14 protein-coding genes are annotated in these 20,701 nt (G+C 34.8%); 12 read left to right on the top strand and 2 right to left on the bottom strand.

The window, feature by feature from the left end; all coding sequences use genetic code 11:
* Positions 1-253: 253 nt before the first annotated feature.
* The 8 genes from QWY92_RS04860 to QWY92_RS04825 all read left to right on the top strand — a co-directional run bounded on the left by QWY92_RS04860 (position 254) and on the right by QWY92_RS04825 (position 12,024).
* Positions 254-1,411, top strand: a complete 1,158-nt coding sequence (locus tag QWY92_RS04860; protein ID WP_290268924.1) for a homogentisate 1,2-dioxygenase — start codon at positions 254-256, stop codon at positions 1,409-1,411.
* Positions 1,412-1,719: 308 nt separating this feature from the next.
* Entirely contained in the window at positions 1,720-2,880 is a 1,161-nt protein-coding gene (gene hppD, locus QWY92_RS04855) for a 4-hydroxyphenylpyruvate dioxygenase (RefSeq protein ID WP_290268922.1), read from the top strand.
* A 455-nt stretch (positions 2,881-3,335) separates the two neighbouring features.
* Entirely contained in the window at positions 3,336-4,118 is a 783-nt protein-coding gene (locus tag QWY92_RS04850; protein WP_290268921.1) for a DUF3108 domain-containing protein, read from the top strand.
* 3 nt (positions 4,119-4,121) lie between these two features.
* Positions 4,122-5,042, top strand: coding sequence for a tryptophan 2,3-dioxygenase family protein (locus QWY92_RS04845; RefSeq protein WP_377878549.1), 921 nt, complete (start codon positions 4,122-4,124; stop codon positions 5,040-5,042).
* Positions 5,000-6,316, top strand: coding sequence for a peptidoglycan DD-metalloendopeptidase family protein (locus tag QWY92_RS04840; RefSeq protein WP_290268919.1), 1,317 nt, complete (start codon positions 5,000-5,002; stop codon positions 6,314-6,316). Before QWY92_RS04845 ends, QWY92_RS04840 begins: the two co-directional genes overlap by 43 nt.
* A gap of 21 nt (positions 6,317-6,337) precedes the next feature.
* A complete protein-coding gene (gene pgi, locus QWY92_RS04835) occupies positions 6,338-7,957 on the top strand; it encodes a glucose-6-phosphate isomerase (RefSeq protein ID WP_290268917.1) in 1,620 nt (539 codons plus the stop codon).
* A gap of 171 nt (positions 7,958-8,128) precedes the next feature.
* A complete protein-coding gene (locus QWY92_RS04830) occupies positions 8,129-11,413 on the top strand; it encodes a TonB-dependent receptor (protein WP_290268915.1) in 3,285 nt (1,094 codons plus the stop codon).
* A 173-nt stretch (positions 11,414-11,586) separates the two neighbouring features.
* Complete coding sequence (locus QWY92_RS04825) at positions 11,587-12,024, top strand: hypothetical protein (RefSeq protein WP_290268914.1); 438 nt, start codon at positions 11,587-11,589, stop codon at positions 12,022-12,024.
* Positions 12,025-12,157: 133 nt separating this feature from the next.
* On the opposite strand, the gene QWY92_RS04820 is transcribed toward QWY92_RS04825, so the two are convergent.
* Positions 12,158-13,180: an endonuclease/exonuclease/phosphatase family protein gene (locus QWY92_RS04820; protein WP_290269987.1), complete on the bottom strand. Its 1,023-nt coding sequence runs from the start codon at positions 13,178-13,180 to the stop codon at positions 12,158-12,160.
* A gap of 126 nt (positions 13,181-13,306) precedes the next feature.
* Here QWY92_RS04820 and QWY92_RS04815 point away from each other — a divergent pair, with 126 nt between their 5' ends.
* From QWY92_RS04815 to QWY92_RS04800, 4 genes are all read left to right on the top strand, one after another.
* On the top strand, positions 13,307-16,108 hold the full coding sequence (locus QWY92_RS04815) for a TonB-dependent receptor (protein WP_290268912.1): 2,802 nt from the start codon (positions 13,307-13,309) through the stop codon (positions 16,106-16,108).
* Between the two features lie 29 nt (positions 16,109-16,137).
* Positions 16,138-17,571 (top strand): DUF5689 domain-containing protein, encoded by a 1,434-nt coding sequence (locus tag QWY92_RS04810; protein WP_290268910.1) that lies wholly within the window; start codon positions 16,138-16,140, stop codon positions 17,569-17,571.
* 54 nt (positions 17,572-17,625) lie between these two features.
* Positions 17,626-19,137: an alkaline phosphatase D family protein gene (locus QWY92_RS04805; RefSeq protein ID WP_290268908.1), complete on the top strand. Its 1,512-nt coding sequence runs from the start codon at positions 17,626-17,628 to the stop codon at positions 19,135-19,137.
* A 95-nt stretch (positions 19,138-19,232) separates the two neighbouring features.
* Positions 19,233-19,610: a hypothetical protein gene (locus tag QWY92_RS04800; protein WP_290268906.1), complete on the top strand. Its 378-nt coding sequence runs from the start codon at positions 19,233-19,235 to the stop codon at positions 19,608-19,610.
* 73 nt (positions 19,611-19,683) lie between these two features.
* Here the strand turns inward: QWY92_RS04800 and QWY92_RS04795 are convergent, their stop codons facing one another.
* Positions 19,684-20,652: an endonuclease/exonuclease/phosphatase family protein gene (locus QWY92_RS04795; protein WP_290268904.1), complete on the bottom strand. Its 969-nt coding sequence runs from the start codon at positions 20,650-20,652 to the stop codon at positions 19,684-19,686.
* Positions 20,653-20,701 lie beyond the last annotated feature (49 nt).

Genomic DNA, 20,701 nt, shown 5'->3' with positions numbered 1-20,701 from the left:
CACAGCCTCTAATTATATACAGGATACTACTCTAGAGGTTCTAAAAAGTTGGTCCTTTTTACGGAATAACCAAAATATTTACGATATTTGTAGTAATATGGCATTGTATTGGGTTAATTTACTGCAACATCTTAATTTTCTTCTCAAGAGAAATCCTGAATAGTCAGGCATTTGTGTATCTTTATGTAACTATCTGAAGATTAAAGTTTTTTGCTTTAAAACTTTTAATGATTAACTTATAATTTAAGAAATTATGCCTTTTTATCATAAATTAGGGAATATTCCACCCAAACGTCACACCCAGTTTAGAAAACCCGATGGCAGTCTGTATGCCGAGCAATTGTTTGGCACCATTGGTTTCGATGGTATGTCTACAAACAGTTATCACGAACAGCGACCAACACAAGTAAAAGCGATTAAAAAGCAATACAGTGTGGCGCCAAAAATTGCATTAAAAAATAATATAAAATCCTATCGACTAAAAGGTTTTCAAGTAAAGCCCGAAAACGATTATCTTGAAAGCCGAAAAACCATTTTGGTAAATAGCGATTGTGCCATTATTTTAGCTGCTCCAAAACAAGCCACACAAGATTATTTTTATAAAAACACCGATGCCGACGAGCTTATTTTTATTCATAAAGGCTCTGGTAAGTTGCGCACACACTTAGGAAATATCAATTTTAAATATGGCGATTACCTTTTGGTGCCACGCGGTGTAATTTATAAAATGGATTTCGATACCGAAGATAATCGTCTTTTTATTGTCGAATCGCGTCGGCCAATTTACACCCCAAAACGCTATCGAAACTGGTTTGGGCAACTCCTAGAACACGCACCGTTTTGCGAACGCGATATTCGCCAACCGCAGGAGTTAGAAACCAATAATGAAAGTGGCGATTTTCTTATAAAAGTAAAAAAACAAGACGATATTATCGAAATGGTTTACGCCTCGCATCCTTTTGATGTTGTTGGTTACGACGGATATAATTACCCGTATGCCATTTCCATTCACGATTTTGAACCCATCACGGGGCGCATCCATCAGCCACCACCAGTACATCAAACTTTCGAAACCGATGCCTTTGTAGTTTGCAGTTTTGTACCCCGTCTTTACGATTACCACCCGCAGTCCATTCCAGCGCCGTACAACCATAGTAATATTGATAGCGACGAGGTTTTGTACTATGTTGATGGCGATTTTATGAGCCGAAACGATGTCGAGGCTGGGCATATTTCTGTGCATCCTGCAGGTATTCCGCACGGGCCGCATCCCGGAGCCACCGAACGTAGTATTGGTAAAACCAAAACCGATGAACTTGCCGTAATGGTAGATACTTTCAAGCCACTTATGCTTACCGAGGAAGCTATGGAAATTGCAGACGAAACCTATTATAAATCATGGCTCGAATAGCTTGAAAATTATTGTTTGAAGCTCATCCTGCTTTCCGTTATATCTTTTTATGTGCTAAGCTAATTTTTAGCAGCTTTTTAAGTGAAATCTGCAAAATAAAGTATCAGTTCTTCTTTAAAAATGGTTAAAGCACACAAAAAGGATGCCACTGCAATCAGGGCTAAACCATCAATAAAGTTCAATCTTAACCAAAAAACATTCAAATCCAACAGAATATTACGAGTATTAAGAAAATACAGAGTCAGCCAATTCATTACAGATAAAAGCGACTCAAAAGGGAAGTAAACAAATAATTAAATAAAAACAACATGGCAAAAGATATAAAATCAGTAAACTACGGTTTAGAAAAAATATTTGAAGGTGCGCAAGATTTCTTACCGCTTTTAGGTACCGATTATGTGGAGTTTTACGTGGGTAACGCTAAACAAGCTGCACATTTTTATAAAACGGCTTTTGGATTTCAGTCATACGCTTATAAAGGTTTGGAAACAGGCTCCAAAGATTCTGTAAGTTATGTGTTAAAACAAGATAAAATTAAATTGGTACTTACCACGCCGCTAAATAGCACATCTAAAATAAACGACCACATTGTAAAACATGGAGACGGCGTAAAAGTTGTGGCATTATGGGTGGATGATGCACGTCAAGCTTATAAAGAAACTATAAGTCGTGGTGCGAAATCGTACATGGATGTTACGGTAGAAAAAGATGAGCATGGCGAAGTGGTTCGTGCGGGTATTTATACATATGGAGAAACGGTGCATATTTTTGTAGAACGAAAAAATTACAACGGTACTTTTTTACCTGGATTTCGTGCTTGGGAATCGGACTATAATCCAGAATCAGCCGGACTGAAATACATTGATCACATGGTTGGTAATGTAGGTTGGGGACAAATGAATACTTGGGTGAAATGGTATGAAGACGTTATGGGCTTTGAAAACTTTTTATCCTTTGATGATAAACAAATCCATACCGAATATTCTGCACTTATGAGTAAAGTGATGAGTAACGGTAATGGCCGCATAAAATTTCCGATAAACGAACCTGCAAAAGGAAAAAAACGTTCGCAAATTGAAGAATATCTCGATTTTTACGAAGGTGCTGGCGTACAACATATAGCTGTTGCTACGGATGATATTATTGCTACGGTAAGCCAATTAAAATCTAAAGGCGTGGAGTTTTTGTCTATTCCACCAGAGGAATATTACCGTGCTGTACCGGGAAGATTGGAAACCTATAGCCATGAGTTACGAGAAGATATTGAAGCTTTGAAAAAATTAGGTATCATGATTGATGCCGATGAGGAAGGTTATTTACTTCAAATTTTCACAAAACCTGTGGAAGACAGGCCAACGTTGTTTTTTGAAATCATTCAGCGTATGGGAGCAAAAGGTTTTGGAGCCGGTAATTTTAAAGCCTTGTTTGAATCTATCGAACGCGAACAAGCGAGTAGAGGAACGCTTTAGAGATTGAAGGATTTGTAATTTCTGATTCTAATTGATGTATAATATAAAGCTTGTCTGATTTTTTAAATTAGACAGGCTTTTTTTTGAGTGTAATAAAACGCTGTTGGCAGATTGTCCTGATTTAGAGATTGAAAGGTTTGTTTTGAAATCCTGTTTGTTTTCTTAAAAAAAACAAACAGAATGAGTAGTGAAATAGTTATATTCATAAGTTTCCTAATTTAAAATAGAAACCCACTAATAAAGCCGATCCAACGGGGAACACCTAAATTATTTTTATAGAAACAAATAGGTTCGAAGCCTTTATTCACTTGTAGATGTAACATTTTAATGTTAAGAGCTTCTTATAAATACGGGCAGTTGATTTAATTTTTCTATTTTTGGAATAGTAATTGTAATTTCTTGCTTGTTACAATATTTGTACAATTAAAAAGTTACATGATATGACTCAGATACAGATGAAAAAAATACTACTTATATTCACTTTAGTTTTTGTTGCGCAAAGCGGGTTTTCGCAAAAGGAATCGGCGTTTCAGGATGGTGAATGGTTTAAGTTTAGAATGAGTTATAGTAATTGGCTTAAGGCAGGAAATGCAACGTTGACGGTGAATGATAAAACTTTAAACGGGAAGCCAGTGTATCATGTGGTTGGAAAAGGCTGGACTACAGGTATGATTAAGTGGTTTTTTAAGGTGACAGATCGTTATGAGAGTTATTTTGATAAAAAAACGATTCTGCCTTATAAATTCATTAGGAATATTGATGAAGGTGGGCATACCAAAGATTTGGAAATTGATTTTGATCAGGTAAACAATAAAGCGCACGTTAATAATAAAAAACATAATACCAAGATGGTTATTGATACCAAACCTAATATTCAGGATATGGTGTCTACGTTTTATTACTTGCGAAATAATTTAGATACCGAGAATTTAAAAGTGGGCGATGAGGTTAAAATTGATATGTTTTTTGACGAGGAGAATTATGGATTTAAATTGCAATATTTAGGTGAAGAAGTTATTGAGACTGATTTTGGATCTGTAAACACCTTAGTTTTTAGACCATATGTTATGGCAGGTCGCGTTTTTAAAGAGGAAGAAAGTTTATCGCTTTGGGTTTCTAAAGATAAAAATAAATTACCTTTGCGCATCAAGGCCGATTTGGCTGTGGGCTCGCTTCGAGCAGATTTAGAAGCTTTTAAAGGCTTGAAACATCCGTTTAATATTGTTGTTAAAAATTAAAAAATTTTGAACACTAAAATATCCAATCAACTTAAAGAAAAGTACGATGCCATTGACCAAGACGTTAATGTGCATTTAGAAGGACTTCTGCACAGTAAGCCCATTAATTATTGGGATTATATACAAACGGATGCTTTGTTAAATTTACAGGTACAACGCACAGTATTTCCAGACGAGTTGGTTTTTATTATGTATCACCAGGTGAATGAGCTATTGTTTAAAATGGTGCTTTCGGAAATGGAACAAATTGCCAATCACGACAATATTGATACCGAAACGTTTACCATTAAAATAATGCGTATAAGTCGCTATTTTGATGTGCTTACATCGTCTTTTAGTATTATGAAAGACGGCATGGATGTGGAACAATACAATAAATTTAGAACTACATTAACACCAGCAAGTGGTTTTCAAAGTGCGCAATACAGAAAAATTGAATTTGCTTCTACAGAGTTAATCAACTTGATTGATAAACGTTTTAGAGATACCATTGATAGAGAATCATCGTATGAGAATGCTTTTGAGCATTTGTATTGGCAAGCCGCGGGTAAAGATTATTCAACGGGTAAAAAAACTCGGACATTATCAGATTTTGAGGCGCGATATAAAGATGAATTTATTAGATTTACAAAGTTTTATCAGCATAACAATTTATGGACTAAATTTAAGGGTCTTCCGGAAGCTTCGCAAGCTAATGAAGACTTGATAAATGCTATGAAACATTACGATTATACGGTAAATATAAAATGGGTTATGGCTCATTATAAAACGGCAAATCATTATTTAAATATTAACGGCAAAACCGCCGAGGCAACTGGTGGCAGCGAATGGGTGAAATACATGCACCCAAAATATCAAAAAAGAATATTTTTTCCAGATTTATGGACAGAGAAAGAGAAAGAAGAGTGGGGCACAGATTTATAATTCTATTAGTATTTACAGTGTTTTTTGTGAGTTGTAAGGATGATGAAAAACAAGTTGAGGTTGAAGAGGTAGCCGTTGTTGAAGAACCAGAAGAAAATATTGAGTTTGGTTTTAATTTAGACGATTTTATTGTAAAACGTGACACTATTAAAAATGGTGATACTTTTGGTAAAATACTAGACCGTAACCATGTGTCTTACCCAAAAATATTTAATATTGCCGAAAAAGCTAAGGATACTTTTGATATTCGATACCTTCAAGTAGGAAAACCGTACACGCTTTTGTGCGCTAAAGATTCTTTAGAAACACCTAAATGTTTTATTTATCAGCCTAATGTTGAGGAATTTGTGGTGATTAATTTTCAAGATTCGATCCATGCTTATACTAGCAGAAAGGCTATAAAGTATGTTGAAAAAACAGCAACAGGTGTTATTAATAGTAGTATTTCTGCAACTTTGGAAGAACAAGGTTTAAGTCAACGTTTAGCTTATAAAATGGCTGATGAAATTTATGCTTGGACTATAGATTTTAGACGGTTGCAAAAGGGCGATCGGTTTAAAGTTATTTATACTGATAAGTTTATTGATGATACTATTTATGCCGGAGTTCATAATGTAAAAGCGGCCTATTTTGAACATAATAGCGAACCTTTTTATGCCTTTAAATTTGTTACCGATTCGGCTAAAGGTATTGTAGATTATTTTAATGATGAAGCTAAAAACTTACGTCGCGCCTTCTTGAAAGCGCCAGTTAAATTTAGTAGAATATCGTCACGTTATAATTTAAATAGACGTATTGCTTATTACGGATTTAAACTGCGTCCGCACAAAGGAACCGATTTTGCAGCACCAGTTGGTACGCCTATTATGGCAACAGCCAACGGAACAGTAAGTAAATCGGACTATGCTGGTGGTAACGGAAATTATGTAAAAATACGTCACAATGCCACTTATGAAACCCAATACTTGCACATGCAAAAACGTAATGTAAAACCTGGGCAATTTGTAAAGCAAGGTGATATTATTGGTTGGGTTGGTATGACAGGGAATACCGGTGGACCCCATGTTTGCTATCGTTTCTGGAAAAACGGAAAACAAGTGGATCCGTTTAGAGAAAAATTGCCTGAAGCTAAAGGCATTTCCGATTCATTAAAAGTAGAATATTTACAATTTATAGAACCTATAAAAAAACAGTTGGATGCTGTTGATTTCTTAGATGAAGTTTTTGAAGATCAAGATCCAGCGAAACCAACAATAAAACAAAGTATTAACTAAACTAAACTAAACGATTAATCTATGGCATTACCTAACGTAAACCCGACTACAACAGCTTCTTGGAAAAAATTACAAGCGCATTTTGAAGCCGTAAAAGATGTGCACATGAAAGATTTGTTTGCTAAAGATGGTGAGCGTGCAAATAAATTCACAGTAAAGTGGGATGATTTTTATGTTGATTTTTCTAAAAATAGAATCACTGAAGAAACGCTAAAGTATTTATTACAGTTAGCCGGTGATGTGAAGTTGAAAGATGCTATTAAAAGTCAGTTTTCAGGTGAAACCATAAATGAAACAGAAGGTAGATCTGTTTTACATACCGCATTAAGAGCGCCAAAGGATGCCGATTTTAAAGTGGATGGTGTAAATGTAATGCCAGAAATATATCAAGTAAAACAAAAAATTGAAGGGTTTACAAATGAAGTGGTAAGCGGAAGCAGAAAAGGCTATACCGGAAAAGCATTTACTGATATTGTAAATATTGGTATTGGAGGTTCCGATCTTGGACCTGCTATGGTTGTCGATTCGCTTCAATATTATAAAAATCATTTAACAACGCATTTTGTAAGTAATGTAGATGGCGATCATGTTAATGAAGTCATTAAAAAACTAGATCCAGAAACAACGTTGTTTGTTATTGTGTCTAAAACATTTACAACCCAAGAAACACTTTCTAATGCCAATACATTAAAAGCATGGTTTTTAAAAACCGCTAATGATGATGCTATTGCAAAACATTTTGTTGCGGTGTCAACTAATATTGAAAAAGTAAAAGGTTTTGGAATAGATGGCAACAATATTTTTCCAATGTGGGACTGGGTTGGTGGTCGTTTTTCATTATGGAGTGCTGTAGGGTTAAGTGTTAGCTTGGCTGTGGGTTACGAAAATTTTGATAGCTTACTGAAAGGAGCTAATAAAATGGACGAGCATTTTAAAAATGAGGATTTCGATTCAAATATTCCTGTGATATTGGCTTTAATCAGTGTTTGGTATAACAATTTCTTTGGTGCCGAAAGTGAAGCTATCATTCCATATTCTCAATACTTAAACCAGTTTGCGACCTATTTACAACAAGGTATTATGGAAAGTAATGGTAAAAGTGTAGATAGAAATGGAAACCCAATAGATTACCAAACGGGTACTATTATTTGGGGAGAGCCAGGAACCAATTCGCAACATGCCTTTTTCCAATTAATACATCAAGGAACAAAATTAATTCCTGCCGATTTTATTGGTTTTACAAAGTCGTTACACGGTAATCAAGATCATCAAGATAAGTTAATATCTAACTTTTTAGCACAAACCGAAGCTTTATTAAATGGTAAAAGTGAAGCAGAAGTTGTTGCTGAAGGTACAAGCCCAAAAATAACACCGTTTAAAGTATTTCAAGGAAACAAGCCAACAAATACTATTTTCATTAATAAATTATCCCCAGAAAGTTTAGGTAAACTGATTGCGATGTACGAGCATAAAATATTTGTGCAAGGTATTATTTGGAATATTTTTAGTTATGATCAGTTTGGTGTAGAGTTAGGTAAGCAATTAGCCTCTAAAATTTTACAGGAATTTAGTGGAAATGAATCTAATACTCACGATTCTTCAACTCAAAACTTATTGAGCTATTATAAGCGATCTGAGTAAAAGGGTATAAAATTCGTATAGAAAACAGGATAAGGCGTTAATATTTTTAATATTAACGCCTTATTTTTTTTGAAAAATGTTAAATTTATTAACATTTACTTAATGTTGGACGCATAATTATGCGTAATTTTGCAACGACTAATTTCAAAAAATTAATACATAATTAAAATTATGAAGAAAATCAAACAATTTTTATTAATGTCTGTAGCATTGCTATGCACAACAGTCATGATGGCGCAAGTAACGACCTCAAGGATGAGTGGGCGCGTTACAGATGCTGAGGGTCCTGTTATGGGAGCAACAGTAGTTGCTACGCATACACCTTCAGGTACTGTATACGGAAGTATTACTAATCCAGAAGGGCGTTTTAATTTAGCCGGTTTACGTGTAGGAGGTCCTTACACGGTTGAGGTGTCTTTTATGGGGTACGGAAGTAACATTACTAGTGATATTATAGTAGGTTTAGGTGCTGCTTATGTTCACGATGTTGTTTTAAGTGAAGAAAACGTTTCTTTAAGTCAAGTGGTTATTACTGCAAAAAGAACCAAGTTTTCAACAGAAAAAACAGGTGCAGTAACTAATATTTCTAATACGCAATTAGCTTCAATGCCAACTGTAAATAGAAGTATTTCTGATATTGCTCGTATTTCACCTTATGCAAACGGAATGAGTATGTCTGGAGGCGATGGTCGTTCAACTAACTTTACTGTTGATGGTGCTAACTTTAATAATAACTTTGGATTAAGTTCTAGTCTTCCAGGAGGAGGAAACCCAATTTCTTTAGATGCTATTGAAGAAGTGCAAGTAGTAATTGCTCCTTTTGATGTACGCCAAACAAACTTTATTGGTGGTGGAATTAATGCTATTACTAAGTCGGGAACTAATAAATTTAAAGGTTCTGCTTATACTTACTTTAATAACCAAGATATGCGTGGTAACAAAATTAACGGTGTTGATTTTGGAGTACGTAATGAGGAATCTACAACAACTTATGGTATCACTTTAGGAGGTCCAATTATCAAAAATAAATTATTCTTTTTTGTTAATGCAGAATCTGTTAAAACACCTGGTCAAGTTGTAAACTGGAGACCATCTGAAGATGGTGTTGCTGATTTAGACTTATCACTTTCTCGTACTAGTATTGCAGATATGGAATTGGTTAGAAATCACTTACTTGATAATTATGGTTATGATCCAGGATCATACAGTGATTATCCTGCAGATGAAACTAACAAAAAACTTCTTGCTCGTATTGATTGGAATATTAATGATGACCACAAATTGAGTTTACGTTATAACTACGTTAAAAATCAAGGGTGGAATGCTACTAATGGTAACTCTAATAACGCAGGATCTCGTAATAGATCAATGAACCGTATTTCTGAAAACTCTATGGCGTTTTCTAACTCTACCTATTCAATGGATAACATTGTAAATTCAGTCTCATTGGATTTAAATAGTAGAATTTCAGATAACTTATCAAATCAATTTTTAGCTACATATTCTAAAATTCAAGATGCACGTGGTACTAATTCTTCTCCATTCCCTTTTATTGATATTATGAATGGACTTGATGAGTTTGATAATCAAATTGACGAACCATATATGTCTGCTGGTTACGAGTTATTTACTTGGAATAATGCTGTTAATAACAATACTTATACAGTTACCAATAACTTAACGTATTACTTAGACAACCACACTATTACAGGAGGTGTTAGTTTTGAGCACCAATTAGCTAATAACTCTTACATGAGAAATGGTACAGGTTATTACCGCTATGCAAGTATGGAAGACTTCCTTAACCAAGCAGCTCCAAGAGATTTTGCTTTAACTTATGGTTATGATGGTGAAGAAAACCCAAATGCAGAGGTTGCTTTTACGCAATTAGGTATTTATGCTCAAGATGATTGGAATGTTAATGATAATTTCAAATTATCTTTCGGTATTCGTGCTGATTATTTGAAATATAAAGATAACTTAATTACAAATAATGCAATTAAAGCATTAGACTTTGGAGGAACAAGTATTGATACAGGAGAATGGCCTGAAGCTAATGTTCAGTTCTCACCAAGAGTTGGTTTTACATGGGATATTAAAGGAGATCAATCTATGAAACTTCGTGGAGGAACAGGTATCTTCTCTGGAAGACTACCATTAGTATTCTTTACAAATATGCCAACCAATTCAGGTATGGTACAAGGAAGTTACCAAGCTAATACAAGATATAATTCTGATGGTTCTGTAAGTTCTGTAGATCCTGCTTTAGCTGGATTAGCTGGTCCTATGATTACAGATGTAAGTGAAATGATCGATAGATTAAACTTACCAAACACCATTTCTCCAGAAGACGGAGAGTTACCAAGTGATGTTAATGCTGTAGCTACAGATTTTAAAATGCCACAAGTATGGAAAACATCTTTAGCATTTGATTATCAAGTTCCAACATCTTTTCCAATGCAAGTTACTGTAGAAGGAATTTATACAAAAACGTTGAATGGTGTTATGCTTAAAAACTATAACCTAATGCAACCAGATGCTACATGGGATCGTTTTTCAGGTTCAGATAATAGATATATTTATCCTGATGAGGCTGATATTACTTATACAGATAAAGATGCATACGTTTTATCAAATACTAGTGAAGGATGGGGTGCTATTGGAAACATTACTGTAAAAGCACAACCAGTACAAGATTTAAACTTAATGGCTGCTTATACTTATACTGAGTCAAAAGAAATTTCTGGTATGCCAGGTAGTAATGCATTTTCTGCATACTCAGGTTTAGAAGCTGTTAACGGACCACATTTACCAGAACTTCAACGTTCTCAGTATGTAGTGCCTAGCAAAGCAATTGCTTCAGCTTCATACAAATTACCTTGGTCTAATAATGCGTTAAAATCGGCAACTTTAATTAACGTATTCTATTCTGGTTATTCTCCTAGTGGATATAGCTATACTTATACAAATGATATGAATGGCGACGGTGTTTCTACAGATTTAATTTATATTCCTAAAGATAGAGGAGATATTAATTTTGTTAGTACTGCCGATGAAGATGCTTTTTTCAATTTCATGGCACAAGACGATTACTTAAGTTCTCATAAAGGAGAATATGCTGAAGCAAATTCAGCACGTAATCCTTGGGTACATAGTTTTGATTTAAGATTATCACGTGAGTACTATATTAACGTGGGTGAATCTACAAATACATTACAATTTACTTTTGATTTCATTAATGTAGGAAATCTATTAAATTCTAAATGGGGTGTAGAAAAAATTAATCGTATCTCAAACAATAGTCAAATTTTAACTTTCGAAGGTGTAGATGGAAATAATGAACCTACGTTCTCTTTCCCACAAGTTAGTGGTGAGTATCCTGTTGATTCTTATGATTATGATTACTACTTTGGAAATGCATGGAAACTTCAAGTTGGTGTAAAATACTCTTTCTAAACAAAGAATATGGTTTTCTTAGATTAAAGGAAACAATCAACTAATATAATTTTAAAAACCGCTTCATTCGAAGCGGTTTTTTTATGCACGATACTCAATATTATCCCCGTAATTTAAAATGGTAAATGAGATTAAATTACTATTTTTGCAACAATCATTAAAAACACATCTTTATGTACAATACGTTATTAACACTCCACTCATATTGGGCTTATTTAGTCTTCGTTATTTTAATCATTGCAACGCTAAACGCCATTATAAAAACGGCTGGAGATAAGGAGTATGAAGCAAACGATTTCAGAAAATCATTATTCACCTTAATCGTAACACACATTCAATTAACCATTGGTATTGTACTTTATTTTGTGTCGCCTCGATTTCAATTATGGAGTGAGCTTGGTGGAAAAGTAATGAGCAATTCTATCGCAAGACTTTACTTAGTAGAACACCCATTTGTAAATATCGTAGCCGTGGCATTAATTACCATCGGTTATTCAAAACATAAAAAGAAATTAACATCTAGAGCTAAATTGAAAACCATCGCTATATTTTACAGTCTTGGTTTAGTATTATTACTATCGAGAATTCCTTGGAGCACTTGGATCGGATAGAGGAATAAGCTATTTAAAATATTCAGACCTTTCAAATTATATCATTTGAAAGGTCTTTTTTTATGTATTAAAATAGGTTAGACAGCGGAAGGTTGAAAAAGTCTTACGTCTCGTCTTATAGTGAAGCGCTATTTTAATCTTCTATAACTGCTTTTATCAAATACACATAAACCGGAAAATGATCGCTAAATCCATTAGTGAAGCCATTATAACCAAAGCTTCGCATGGGATAGCCTTTATAAGCACCACTTTTAGTAATGATGTAATTTTTATTATAAATACCAGCCTTATAAAACTGAAAGGTTGAATAATTTTTTTCCAACAAAGGTTTTGTTACCATAATTTGATCGAACAAACTCCAGGCATCGCGATAGGCGGTAGTCCCAATACCGTTTTTAAAGAAATTTTCATACGGATTGTAAATCCCTTTCAGTCCCACTTTTTTAGATCGTTTAGCTTTTAAAACATCTTTAACACTGGCATTATTGGGGTTGTCATTCAAATCTCCCATAATAAATACTTTGGCATACGGATTTATTGCTTGTAAAGAATCTACAAGCGTTTTAGTGAGTTTTGCGGCTGCCACACGTTTTGGGCGACTCTTAGCTTCACCTCCACGTCGCGAAGGCCAATGGTTCACTATAATATGGATGGTTTCGTCTTCTAGTTTGCCGCTCACCAACAATTGTTCTCTAGTGTACACCCGTTTTTGAGTATCGGCATCGTAAATTTTCAGTTCATGGGTGCTGGTGTGCAATGGCGTAAATGCTTTTTTCTGATACAATAACGCCACATCAATCCCTCGTGCATCAGTAGAATTGTAATGCACAATACCGTAATCTTTATCAACGAGCAATGGGTCGTTTATTAAATCTTCTAAAACCGATTTGTTTTCAACTTCAGAAACACCAATAATACTCGGTGCATTTTTCGAAACATCTACACCAATATCAGAAATTACTCGCGCCATATTGCGTATTTTCTGTTTGTAAACCACTGCTTTGTCAGTTTTTAGCTCCATTATCGGGCTATATTCATCAAATTTTATAGGATCATTTATAGTATCAAATAAATTTTCTAAATTGTAGAAGGCAACGGTGTGGATTTTAAACTTTTTTTCCTGAGCATATCCATTTTTGAAAAGCAAAATCAGCATTATTAAAGCCCATTTTAAACTATAGAAATTAACAGAAGCAGAAGCTCCAGGTTTGTAAAAAAAAGTATTTAAATGTTTGATCATTAAAGTGTTGTTTTTCCTAAATTAGTTAAAATATAGATATACATGAATAAAATAACCCTCATTTTTTTATTCGGAATTTTTTCATTTACGCTCCATGCGCAACAAACTTTAGTAAAAGGTAGTGTTTTAGATGAATTAACTTTTGATCCCATTCAAGGCGTTTCTATAGCTATTGAAAATACAGATTTTTCAGTGATATCAGATGATTTAGGCGACTTCCTATTTGATAAAGATTTGCCTTTAGGCGAACAAGTTTTAAAAATATATAAAGCGGGATACCTTCCGAAGCGGTTTCCTATCGTTATTAATGAAGGCAAAATAGTCGATATTTCAGGAATAACTTTAGAAAAGAACACGGCTGATACTAACGATTTATTCGTGATTACTTTAACCGATGACGAGTTGAATGACGATTCCAGCGGAGCTGATAATATTTCAGGCTTATTAGCTTCATCACTCGATATTTTTCAGCGTACGGCAGCTTTCGAATTTAGTCAATCTTTTTTCCGGCTTCGAGGCTTAGATTCCAAAAACAGTACTGTTTTAATCAATGGTATCGAAATGAATAAAACGTATAACGGCAGGCCGCAATGGAGTAATTGGGGCGGACTGAATGATGTGTTACGTAACCAAGAATTAACATCGGGTTTAGTGCCTTCAAACTACAATTTTGGTGGTGTTTTAGGGACTACAAATATGAATATTCGTGCTTCTAACGCTCGTGCTGGTGGACGTTTAACATATTCGTCTTCTAACCGAAGTTATAGCAATCGACTTATGGCAAGCTACGCTTCGGGTGTACTAGAAAATAATTGGGCATACACATTTTCTATCGGACGGCGTTGGGGAGACGAAGGCTATCAAGATGCAACCAGTTACAATTCAAACTCTTTTTTCTTTTCTGTTGAAAAAATATGGAATAAACAGCATAGTTTGAACCTTTCTGCTATTTATACACCAAATCGTCGTGGAAAATCATCTCCAAATACTCAAGAAGTTTACGATTTAAGAGATATTAAATACAATGAATATTGGGGGTGGCAAGATGGAGAAAAACGAAATTCGAGAATTAAGGAAGTCAGCGAACCCATCGTGATGCTTAACCATTACTGGGACATAAATAGTAAAACTCAATTAAATACCAATGTCGGGTTTCAATTTGGGAAAATGGGTAATAGCCGATTAGATTATCACGGAAAAGATCTTATAGATGGCTTTCCGCAAGGTAAAGGCGCTAACCCAAGTGCAAGTTACTATCAAAAATTACCGAGTTATTTTGAACGCAATTTTCCTAGCGATTTAGGGTATGCATATCAAGCATTACAAACTTTTCAACAAGACGGGCAGTTGGATTGGAATGCCATGTATAGCGCCAATATTGCCAAAGCCCAAAACGGTGGAAATGCTACTTATGCCTTATATGAAGATCGTGTGGACGACACACAATTAACTGTGAATTCCATTTTAAATATGAATGTTAATGCGCATGTTCTGTTTAATGTTGGTGTGAATTTTAAAAGTTTAAATTCGGATAATTTTGCAGAGGTTATAGATCTTTTGGGAGCCGAAACTTATTTAGATATCGACGGTTTTGCAACGAATATTGACGAAGCTCAAAACGATTTATTAAACCCCAACAGAATAGTGCGTGTGGGCGATAAATTTAAATACCATTACAGTATTCTTGCGAATGATATTGGTGCTTATGCGCAAACACAATTCACTTATAATAAAGTTGATTTTTATGCATCTATAAGTGCTAAAAGTACACAATATCAAAGAGATGGAAAATATCAAAACGGCGGATTTCCCGATAACTCTTTTGGTAAAGGTGAACAACTCAGTTTTTTAGGGTTTGGAGCTAAAGCGGGGGTTACGTATAAACTATCAGGCAAGCATGTTTTTGATTTTAATGCAGGATATATTACTAGAGCACCAACCTTGCAAAATACCTTTTCTAACTCTAGAGAAAACCACAATATAGTGCCGGATATTACTGAAGAAAAGGTGGCTTCGGTCGATGCTAGTTATGTGTTTCGTTCATCAAGTATCAAGGCGAAACTTACAGGGTATTACACCAAAGTTATGGATGCTAGCGAAATATCATTCTTTTTTGCTGATGGTATTGGTGGCGATAATTTGGTTTTTGTTCAAGAGATTTTACAAGGTATTGAAAAAAAACATTTGGGTGCCGAGTTTGGTATTGAAGCTCAAGTTACACCAAGTATAAAATTGAAAGGTGCTGCAGCTATGGGGCAGTTTACTTACGATAATAACCCTAACTTATATCTATCTACCGAACCAGATGCTGAAGCTGAAGCGGCTGGTTTTATTAATGGTTTTAAGGAATTTGGTGAGTCTAAATTAAAAAATTATAAACTCGCTTCAGGCCCACAAAATGCTTATTCCGTAGGATTTGAATATCGAGATCCTGATTATTGGTGGTTTGGTGCTACGGCCAATTTTTTTAGTAAAACTTATATTGATGTGAGTCCGTTAACACGATCGTCAAACTTTACAACCGATTTTGATGGCAATGTTTTTAATGATTATGATGAAACTTTAGCACGAACACTTCTAGAACAAGAACGGTTTAATGATTATATGGTAGTAAATTTAGTCGGTGGAAAATCATGGAAATTAGGCGATTATTATGTCGGTTTTTTTGCAAGCATTAATAATTTACTAGATGAAGTTTATAAATCGGGTGGTTTTGAACAAGGCAGAAATGCCAATTATCGCGAGTTACGAAACGATAAAGCCTTGGATACTCCCGTTTTTGGGTCGAAATATTGGTATGGTCGTGGTACCACTTATTTCCTGAATTTGAATGTGAGATTTTAAAAATAGGATTAACATTAAAGTATAAACAGATGAAAAGACATATCATATATTCCGTTTTTCTAATAACCTTTTTCGTAGGCACAAGCTGTGTAAAAGATGATGATTACAGCGTTCCTGATCTTTCTATCGTAGATCCGGTGATTCCTCAGGAGAAAATAACCACATTTAAAACTATAAAATCACTTTACGATCAGGCGATAAATAGTGGAAATGCTACGGCTCAAATTGATGATGATTCTGAACTTTATATTGAAGGTTATGTGGTGTCTTCCGATGCATCGGGAAACTTTTTCGAAGAATTAATTATTCAGAATAAAATAGATGATGCCAATCCGGATAACGACCCTAGATTAGGATTTCGCATAGAAATAAATGTCTCAAGCTTGTCAGATACTTATCAATTTGGTCAAAAAGTATATGTAAAAATGGCAGGTTTAACCATTGGAGAAAGCAGTGGTTTAATTTCTATAGGAAAAGGTGATGGCGTTCAGGTGAAACAAATTCAGCCTTCGGAATATAAAAACATTGTTATCAGAACCAATGACATTGTTGAAATTCAGCCTAAAGTAGTAAGTATTACTGATCTGACAGATTTCGATCAAAACACCTTAATCCAATTAGAAAACATGCAATTAAATCGTTTTGAATTAGGAGGCACATTCGCTAGTGAATCAATCGATGAATATGATGGATTGCGCATTTTAGAAAGTTGCGATTCTGGCGTTTCCATACTCATGCAAACCAGCACATTTTCCGATTTTAAATCTTTAATTATTCCGCAAGGAAAAGGCAGTGCAACGGGTGTTTTTAGTCGTGATTATGGTGATGATTTTAATGTCCTTATTTTAAATAATTCGGCTGGTATTCAATTTGATGAGGAACGCTGCGATCCTATAGAATTAACCTGTGGTTTGACTTCGACTTCAGGAGCAGGGAATTTATTTTATGAAGATTTTGAATCTCAAAGCAATAACAAACCTATTGACGGGAACGGTTGGACCAACTATATTGAAGCCGGTTCTGAGGCTTGGGAAGGTTATTCTTCTACTTCTTCAAATGCGTCTTTAGGGCGTTCAGCAAGGTTTCAGTGTGCGAGTTCTGGCGATGATGCTAATGTGGGGTGGTTGATAACGCCAGCTATTAATTTAGATGCTCAAGATGGTGAAACACTCCGATTTAAAACCTCTAATAGTTTAGCCGATAGTAGTTTTATGGAGGTTTTATATTCTTTGGATTGGGATGGTTCCGAAGCGACCGTTACAAGTGCAACTTGGGGTGTGTTATCCGATGCTTATGTGGTAAAAGATTCCGACTCTTTTGTGCCGTGGTTTAATTCAGGAACCGTAGATTTATCCTGTGTTACAGGAACTATGCATATTGCGTTTAAATTTACCGGAAGTGGGCAAGATACCTTCGATGGTGTTTACGAGTTAGACGAAGTAAGTATTGATTTTGTGGAGTAAAATTTCATATTTCAGACCATAACCTAACAAACCCAAATTCTAAAGAAGCATAAAATGAGATTGAATAAATTAATCTACCTAGTCGTATTTAGTACCACGACTTACTTAAGTAGCAATTGTTATAGCCAAACAACGGATACAGTTTTAGCTCGTTTTAATGTTACTTTGAAACAAGCGCATGTTGGAAGTTTAGAGATTGATAGCCTGCTGCTGAATAGTTATGAAACGGTACCTGAAAACATCAGCACGTTTTATTTTGATACTAGAGCTTTATTTGAAGGAAACGAGATTGATTTTACTCACACAGATATTGTTGCCTCTGCATTAAATAATGAGATGAAATTAATGGGTGGTCCTATGCTGGGTGATGTAAAATCGAATGGAATAAGTATTTGGCTTAGACCATCAAATAAATTACCGATTTACATAAGAGTAACGGCTTTAAACAGTAATAAGCAAAATATTTATTCAGTAATTCCTATTGCTGCAGGTATGGCGCAACGTATGGTTTTAGATGATTTGAATCCTGCAACAAAATATAAATATGCTGTAATATCACAAGATGATATTGTAGCTGAGGGGACTTTTCAGACAGCACCTGAATTGTTGAAAAATGATGAAATAAGATTAACGTTTGCGTCTGGTTTTCATAAAATAGGACTTCATAATCCTAACATTATTAACGCCATATTAAAAAGAGAACCAAACGCCATGTTGCTTTTGGGCGATCTTGCCGTTGATGATAGGGAAAATAATTTTAGTATGCATAGGTCTGATTATTTACTTCGTGATATTTCTAAACCATGGAAGAAACTTTCGGCTAATATTCCTTTATATGCTAGTTGGGATGATCATGATTATCTTGATAACGACCTAAGTGGCATTCCAGAGAAGTTCACTAAAAATGATAGAGATGAACTCCGAGCCATATGGCGAGAAAACTGGAATAATCCTGAAAATAACGAAGAAGGAATTTACTTTAATACTAGAATAGGTCAGGTCGAAGTTATCATGCTCGATACGCGATCTTGTCGTACTATTGAAAAAAGAGGTCAGTATGGTTCATATTTGGGTTTAGAACAACAAACTTGGTTGAAAAATATTTTGAAAAATTCTACTGCGGCGTTTAAAATTATTTCTAGTGGCACCATGTGGTCCGATGATATTTCGAATGGAAAAGACTCATGGGGAACTTGGGATACTTTAGCACGTGAAGAAATTTTTAACTTCATAGAAACTGAAAATATTCTTGGGGTTTTATTGATAAGTGGCGACCGGCATGGAGCACGGGGATTTACAATTCCAAGACCTTCAGGGTTTAAGTTTTTTGAATTTGAGCCAGCATCGCTTGGTGGTGTGCCGGGACCTGAGGCTATAGCTAAAAATGCAAAAAATCAATTATTTGGTTATCCGGGTTTGGACTTAAAAGCTTTTGGTGAATTCACTTTTAAGACTGAAAATAATGAGCCTCAAGTAATTTTTAGATTAATTGATGAATTTGGGAATATAATGGAAGAGCATAGATTATCCTATGATATGTTGACGCCAAAAAAAATAAAGAGGTAGGTAGAAATTATTAGATGAAAAATAAAGTGAGCAGAAAAAACAGCTTTATGAATAAAAGTTTCAAATACAACATAAAATAATCCTAATTTCGCCGCATGGATACATTCGATATTTTATTCTATCATATTTTTCAGTACTACAAAGCTCAAAAAAGTAAAAAGGCAAACCAAATAGCCACGTTTTATGTGTCTTTTTTGCAATGTAGTTTATTGTTACTTTTGGGCGTGTTTTTTGCAAAATTTTTCGGAAAAATGCACATGGATACCATGTCGTCCGATAAAGCTTGGACGCTTTTCGTGCTGGTTACCATTTTTATTTTCTTTAAAAACTGGATGCAATATGGCGGGAGAAAGCGAAAAGTACTGAATGCGAAAATGCTTAAAAATAAAAAACTAAGCTACAATATCTGGATGATTTGGCTTTTACCAGTCGCTATTCTTGGGCTAACAGGGGTGTTTTTACAAGCTTTTTAGTCTTATTAATATTTTTAAAATCAGGTCTGTATTCTGAATTCTCACAGCGCAGCGGTACCTAGTCTAGTTTTTCTTATTTCTTGAAAATAGCATACACCGGAAAATGATCGCTATAACCTCCATTGTAGCGTGTGCCGCCGTAGGTTCTGTAGGGGGTGCCTTTATATCTACCGTCGCGGGTTTTTAGAAAATCTTCATCAAAAATATTAGCTTTACTGTATTCAAATAAATTATCTGACGTTTTAAAAAAGTTGGTAGAAATCAAAATCTGATCGAATAAATTCCATTGACGATTGTGTTTCGTTGTACCTCTAGTAAAAGAACGTAGCGTTTCCATAGGATTGAAAAGGTTAAAATTATCAACCAAACGTTTGATACTGTTGTTTTGGGGATCATCATTAAAATCGCCCATCATGATAATTTTAGCTTCGGAATCTTCTAATCTTAAATTCGAAATAATTTCACCTACTTTATCCGATGATGCTATGCGTTTGTGTTCTGTTTCTTTTTCACCTTCGCGCCTAGACGACCAATGATTTACAAGTATATGGACCTTTTCGCCATCTAAAATACCTGAAACTAATAAAATATCGCGTGTGTAATCAGGCAAGCCTTTATCGTTTGTTAATTCAACAAAAAATGGTTCAGAATGCAATACTTCAAAAGCATTTTTATCAAATAGTAACGCTACGTCAATACCTCGCTCGTCTGGCGAATTGTAATGTACATAGTCATAATCGTAGTTTTTTAAATGTTTAGAGGCTAATAAATCTTTAAGAACTTTAGCATTTTCAACTTCTGCTAAGCCAACAATAGCAGGATGTTTTCCTGTTTCTCGTCTCCCGATAAGCGAAATGGCATAACCCAATTTTCGTAACTTTTTATGGTAGCGCTTTGGAGTCCAATTTCTAATCGATTTCGGTAAAAAATCACGATCGAACGTATGTTTATCATTAAAAGTGTCAAACAAATTTTCTGTATTGTAAAAGGCAACCGTTTGCAAATCGGTATGCACTGGAATATCATCAAAGGGGTCTATCATATTTCAAAAATAGGCTTTAAAAAATTAAAAATAAAATCGAAGCAATTAT

Source organism: Algibacter miyuki (assembly GCF_030409805.1).
In the GTDB taxonomy this organism is placed as follows: domain Bacteria; phylum Bacteroidota; class Bacteroidia; order Flavobacteriales; family Flavobacteriaceae; genus Algibacter; species Algibacter miyuki.
The sequence above is the reverse complement of the archived record's forward strand: the minus strand, read 5'-3'. Positions and strand labels throughout refer to the sequence as shown.

Excerpts from the sequence above, each read along its gene's own strand:
- pgi (WP_290268917.1), top strand. The coding sequence starts at position 6,338 with ATGGCATTACCTAACGTAAACCCGACTACAACAGCTTCTTGGAAAAAA.
- QWY92_RS04815 (WP_290268912.1), top strand. The coding sequence starts at position 13,307 with ATGAATAAAATAACCCTCATTTTTTTATTCGGAATTTTTTCATTTACG.
- QWY92_RS04795 (WP_290268904.1), bottom strand. The coding sequence starts at position 20,652 with ATGATAGACCCCTTTGATGATATTCCAGTGCATACCGATTTGCAAACG.
- QWY92_RS04810 (WP_290268910.1), top strand. The coding sequence starts at position 16,138 with ATGAAAAGACATATCATATATTCCGTTTTTCTAATAACCTTTTTCGTA.
- QWY92_RS04840 (WP_290268919.1), top strand. The coding sequence starts at position 5,000 with ATGGACAGAGAAAGAGAAAGAAGAGTGGGGCACAGATTTATAATTCTA.
- hppD (WP_290268922.1), top strand. The coding sequence starts at position 1,720 with ATGGCAAAAGATATAAAATCAGTAAACTACGGTTTAGAAAAAATATTT.
- QWY92_RS04805 (WP_290268908.1), top strand. The coding sequence starts at position 17,626 with ATGAGATTGAATAAATTAATCTACCTAGTCGTATTTAGTACCACGACT.
- QWY92_RS04850 (WP_290268921.1), top strand. The coding sequence starts at position 3,336 with ATGAAAAAAATACTACTTATATTCACTTTAGTTTTTGTTGCGCAAAGC.
- QWY92_RS04820 (WP_290269987.1), bottom strand. The coding sequence starts at position 13,180 with ATGCTGATTTTGCTTTTCAAAAATGGATATGCTCAGGAAAAAAAGTTT.
- QWY92_RS04825 (WP_290268914.1), top strand. The coding sequence starts at position 11,587 with ATGTACAATACGTTATTAACACTCCACTCATATTGGGCTTATTTAGTC.
- QWY92_RS04860 (WP_290268924.1), top strand. The coding sequence starts at position 254 with ATGCCTTTTTATCATAAATTAGGGAATATTCCACCCAAACGTCACACC.
- QWY92_RS04830 (WP_290268915.1), top strand. The coding sequence starts at position 8,129 with ATGAAGAAAATCAAACAATTTTTATTAATGTCTGTAGCATTGCTATGC.
- QWY92_RS04800 (WP_290268906.1), top strand. The coding sequence starts at position 19,233 with ATGGATACATTCGATATTTTATTCTATCATATTTTTCAGTACTACAAA.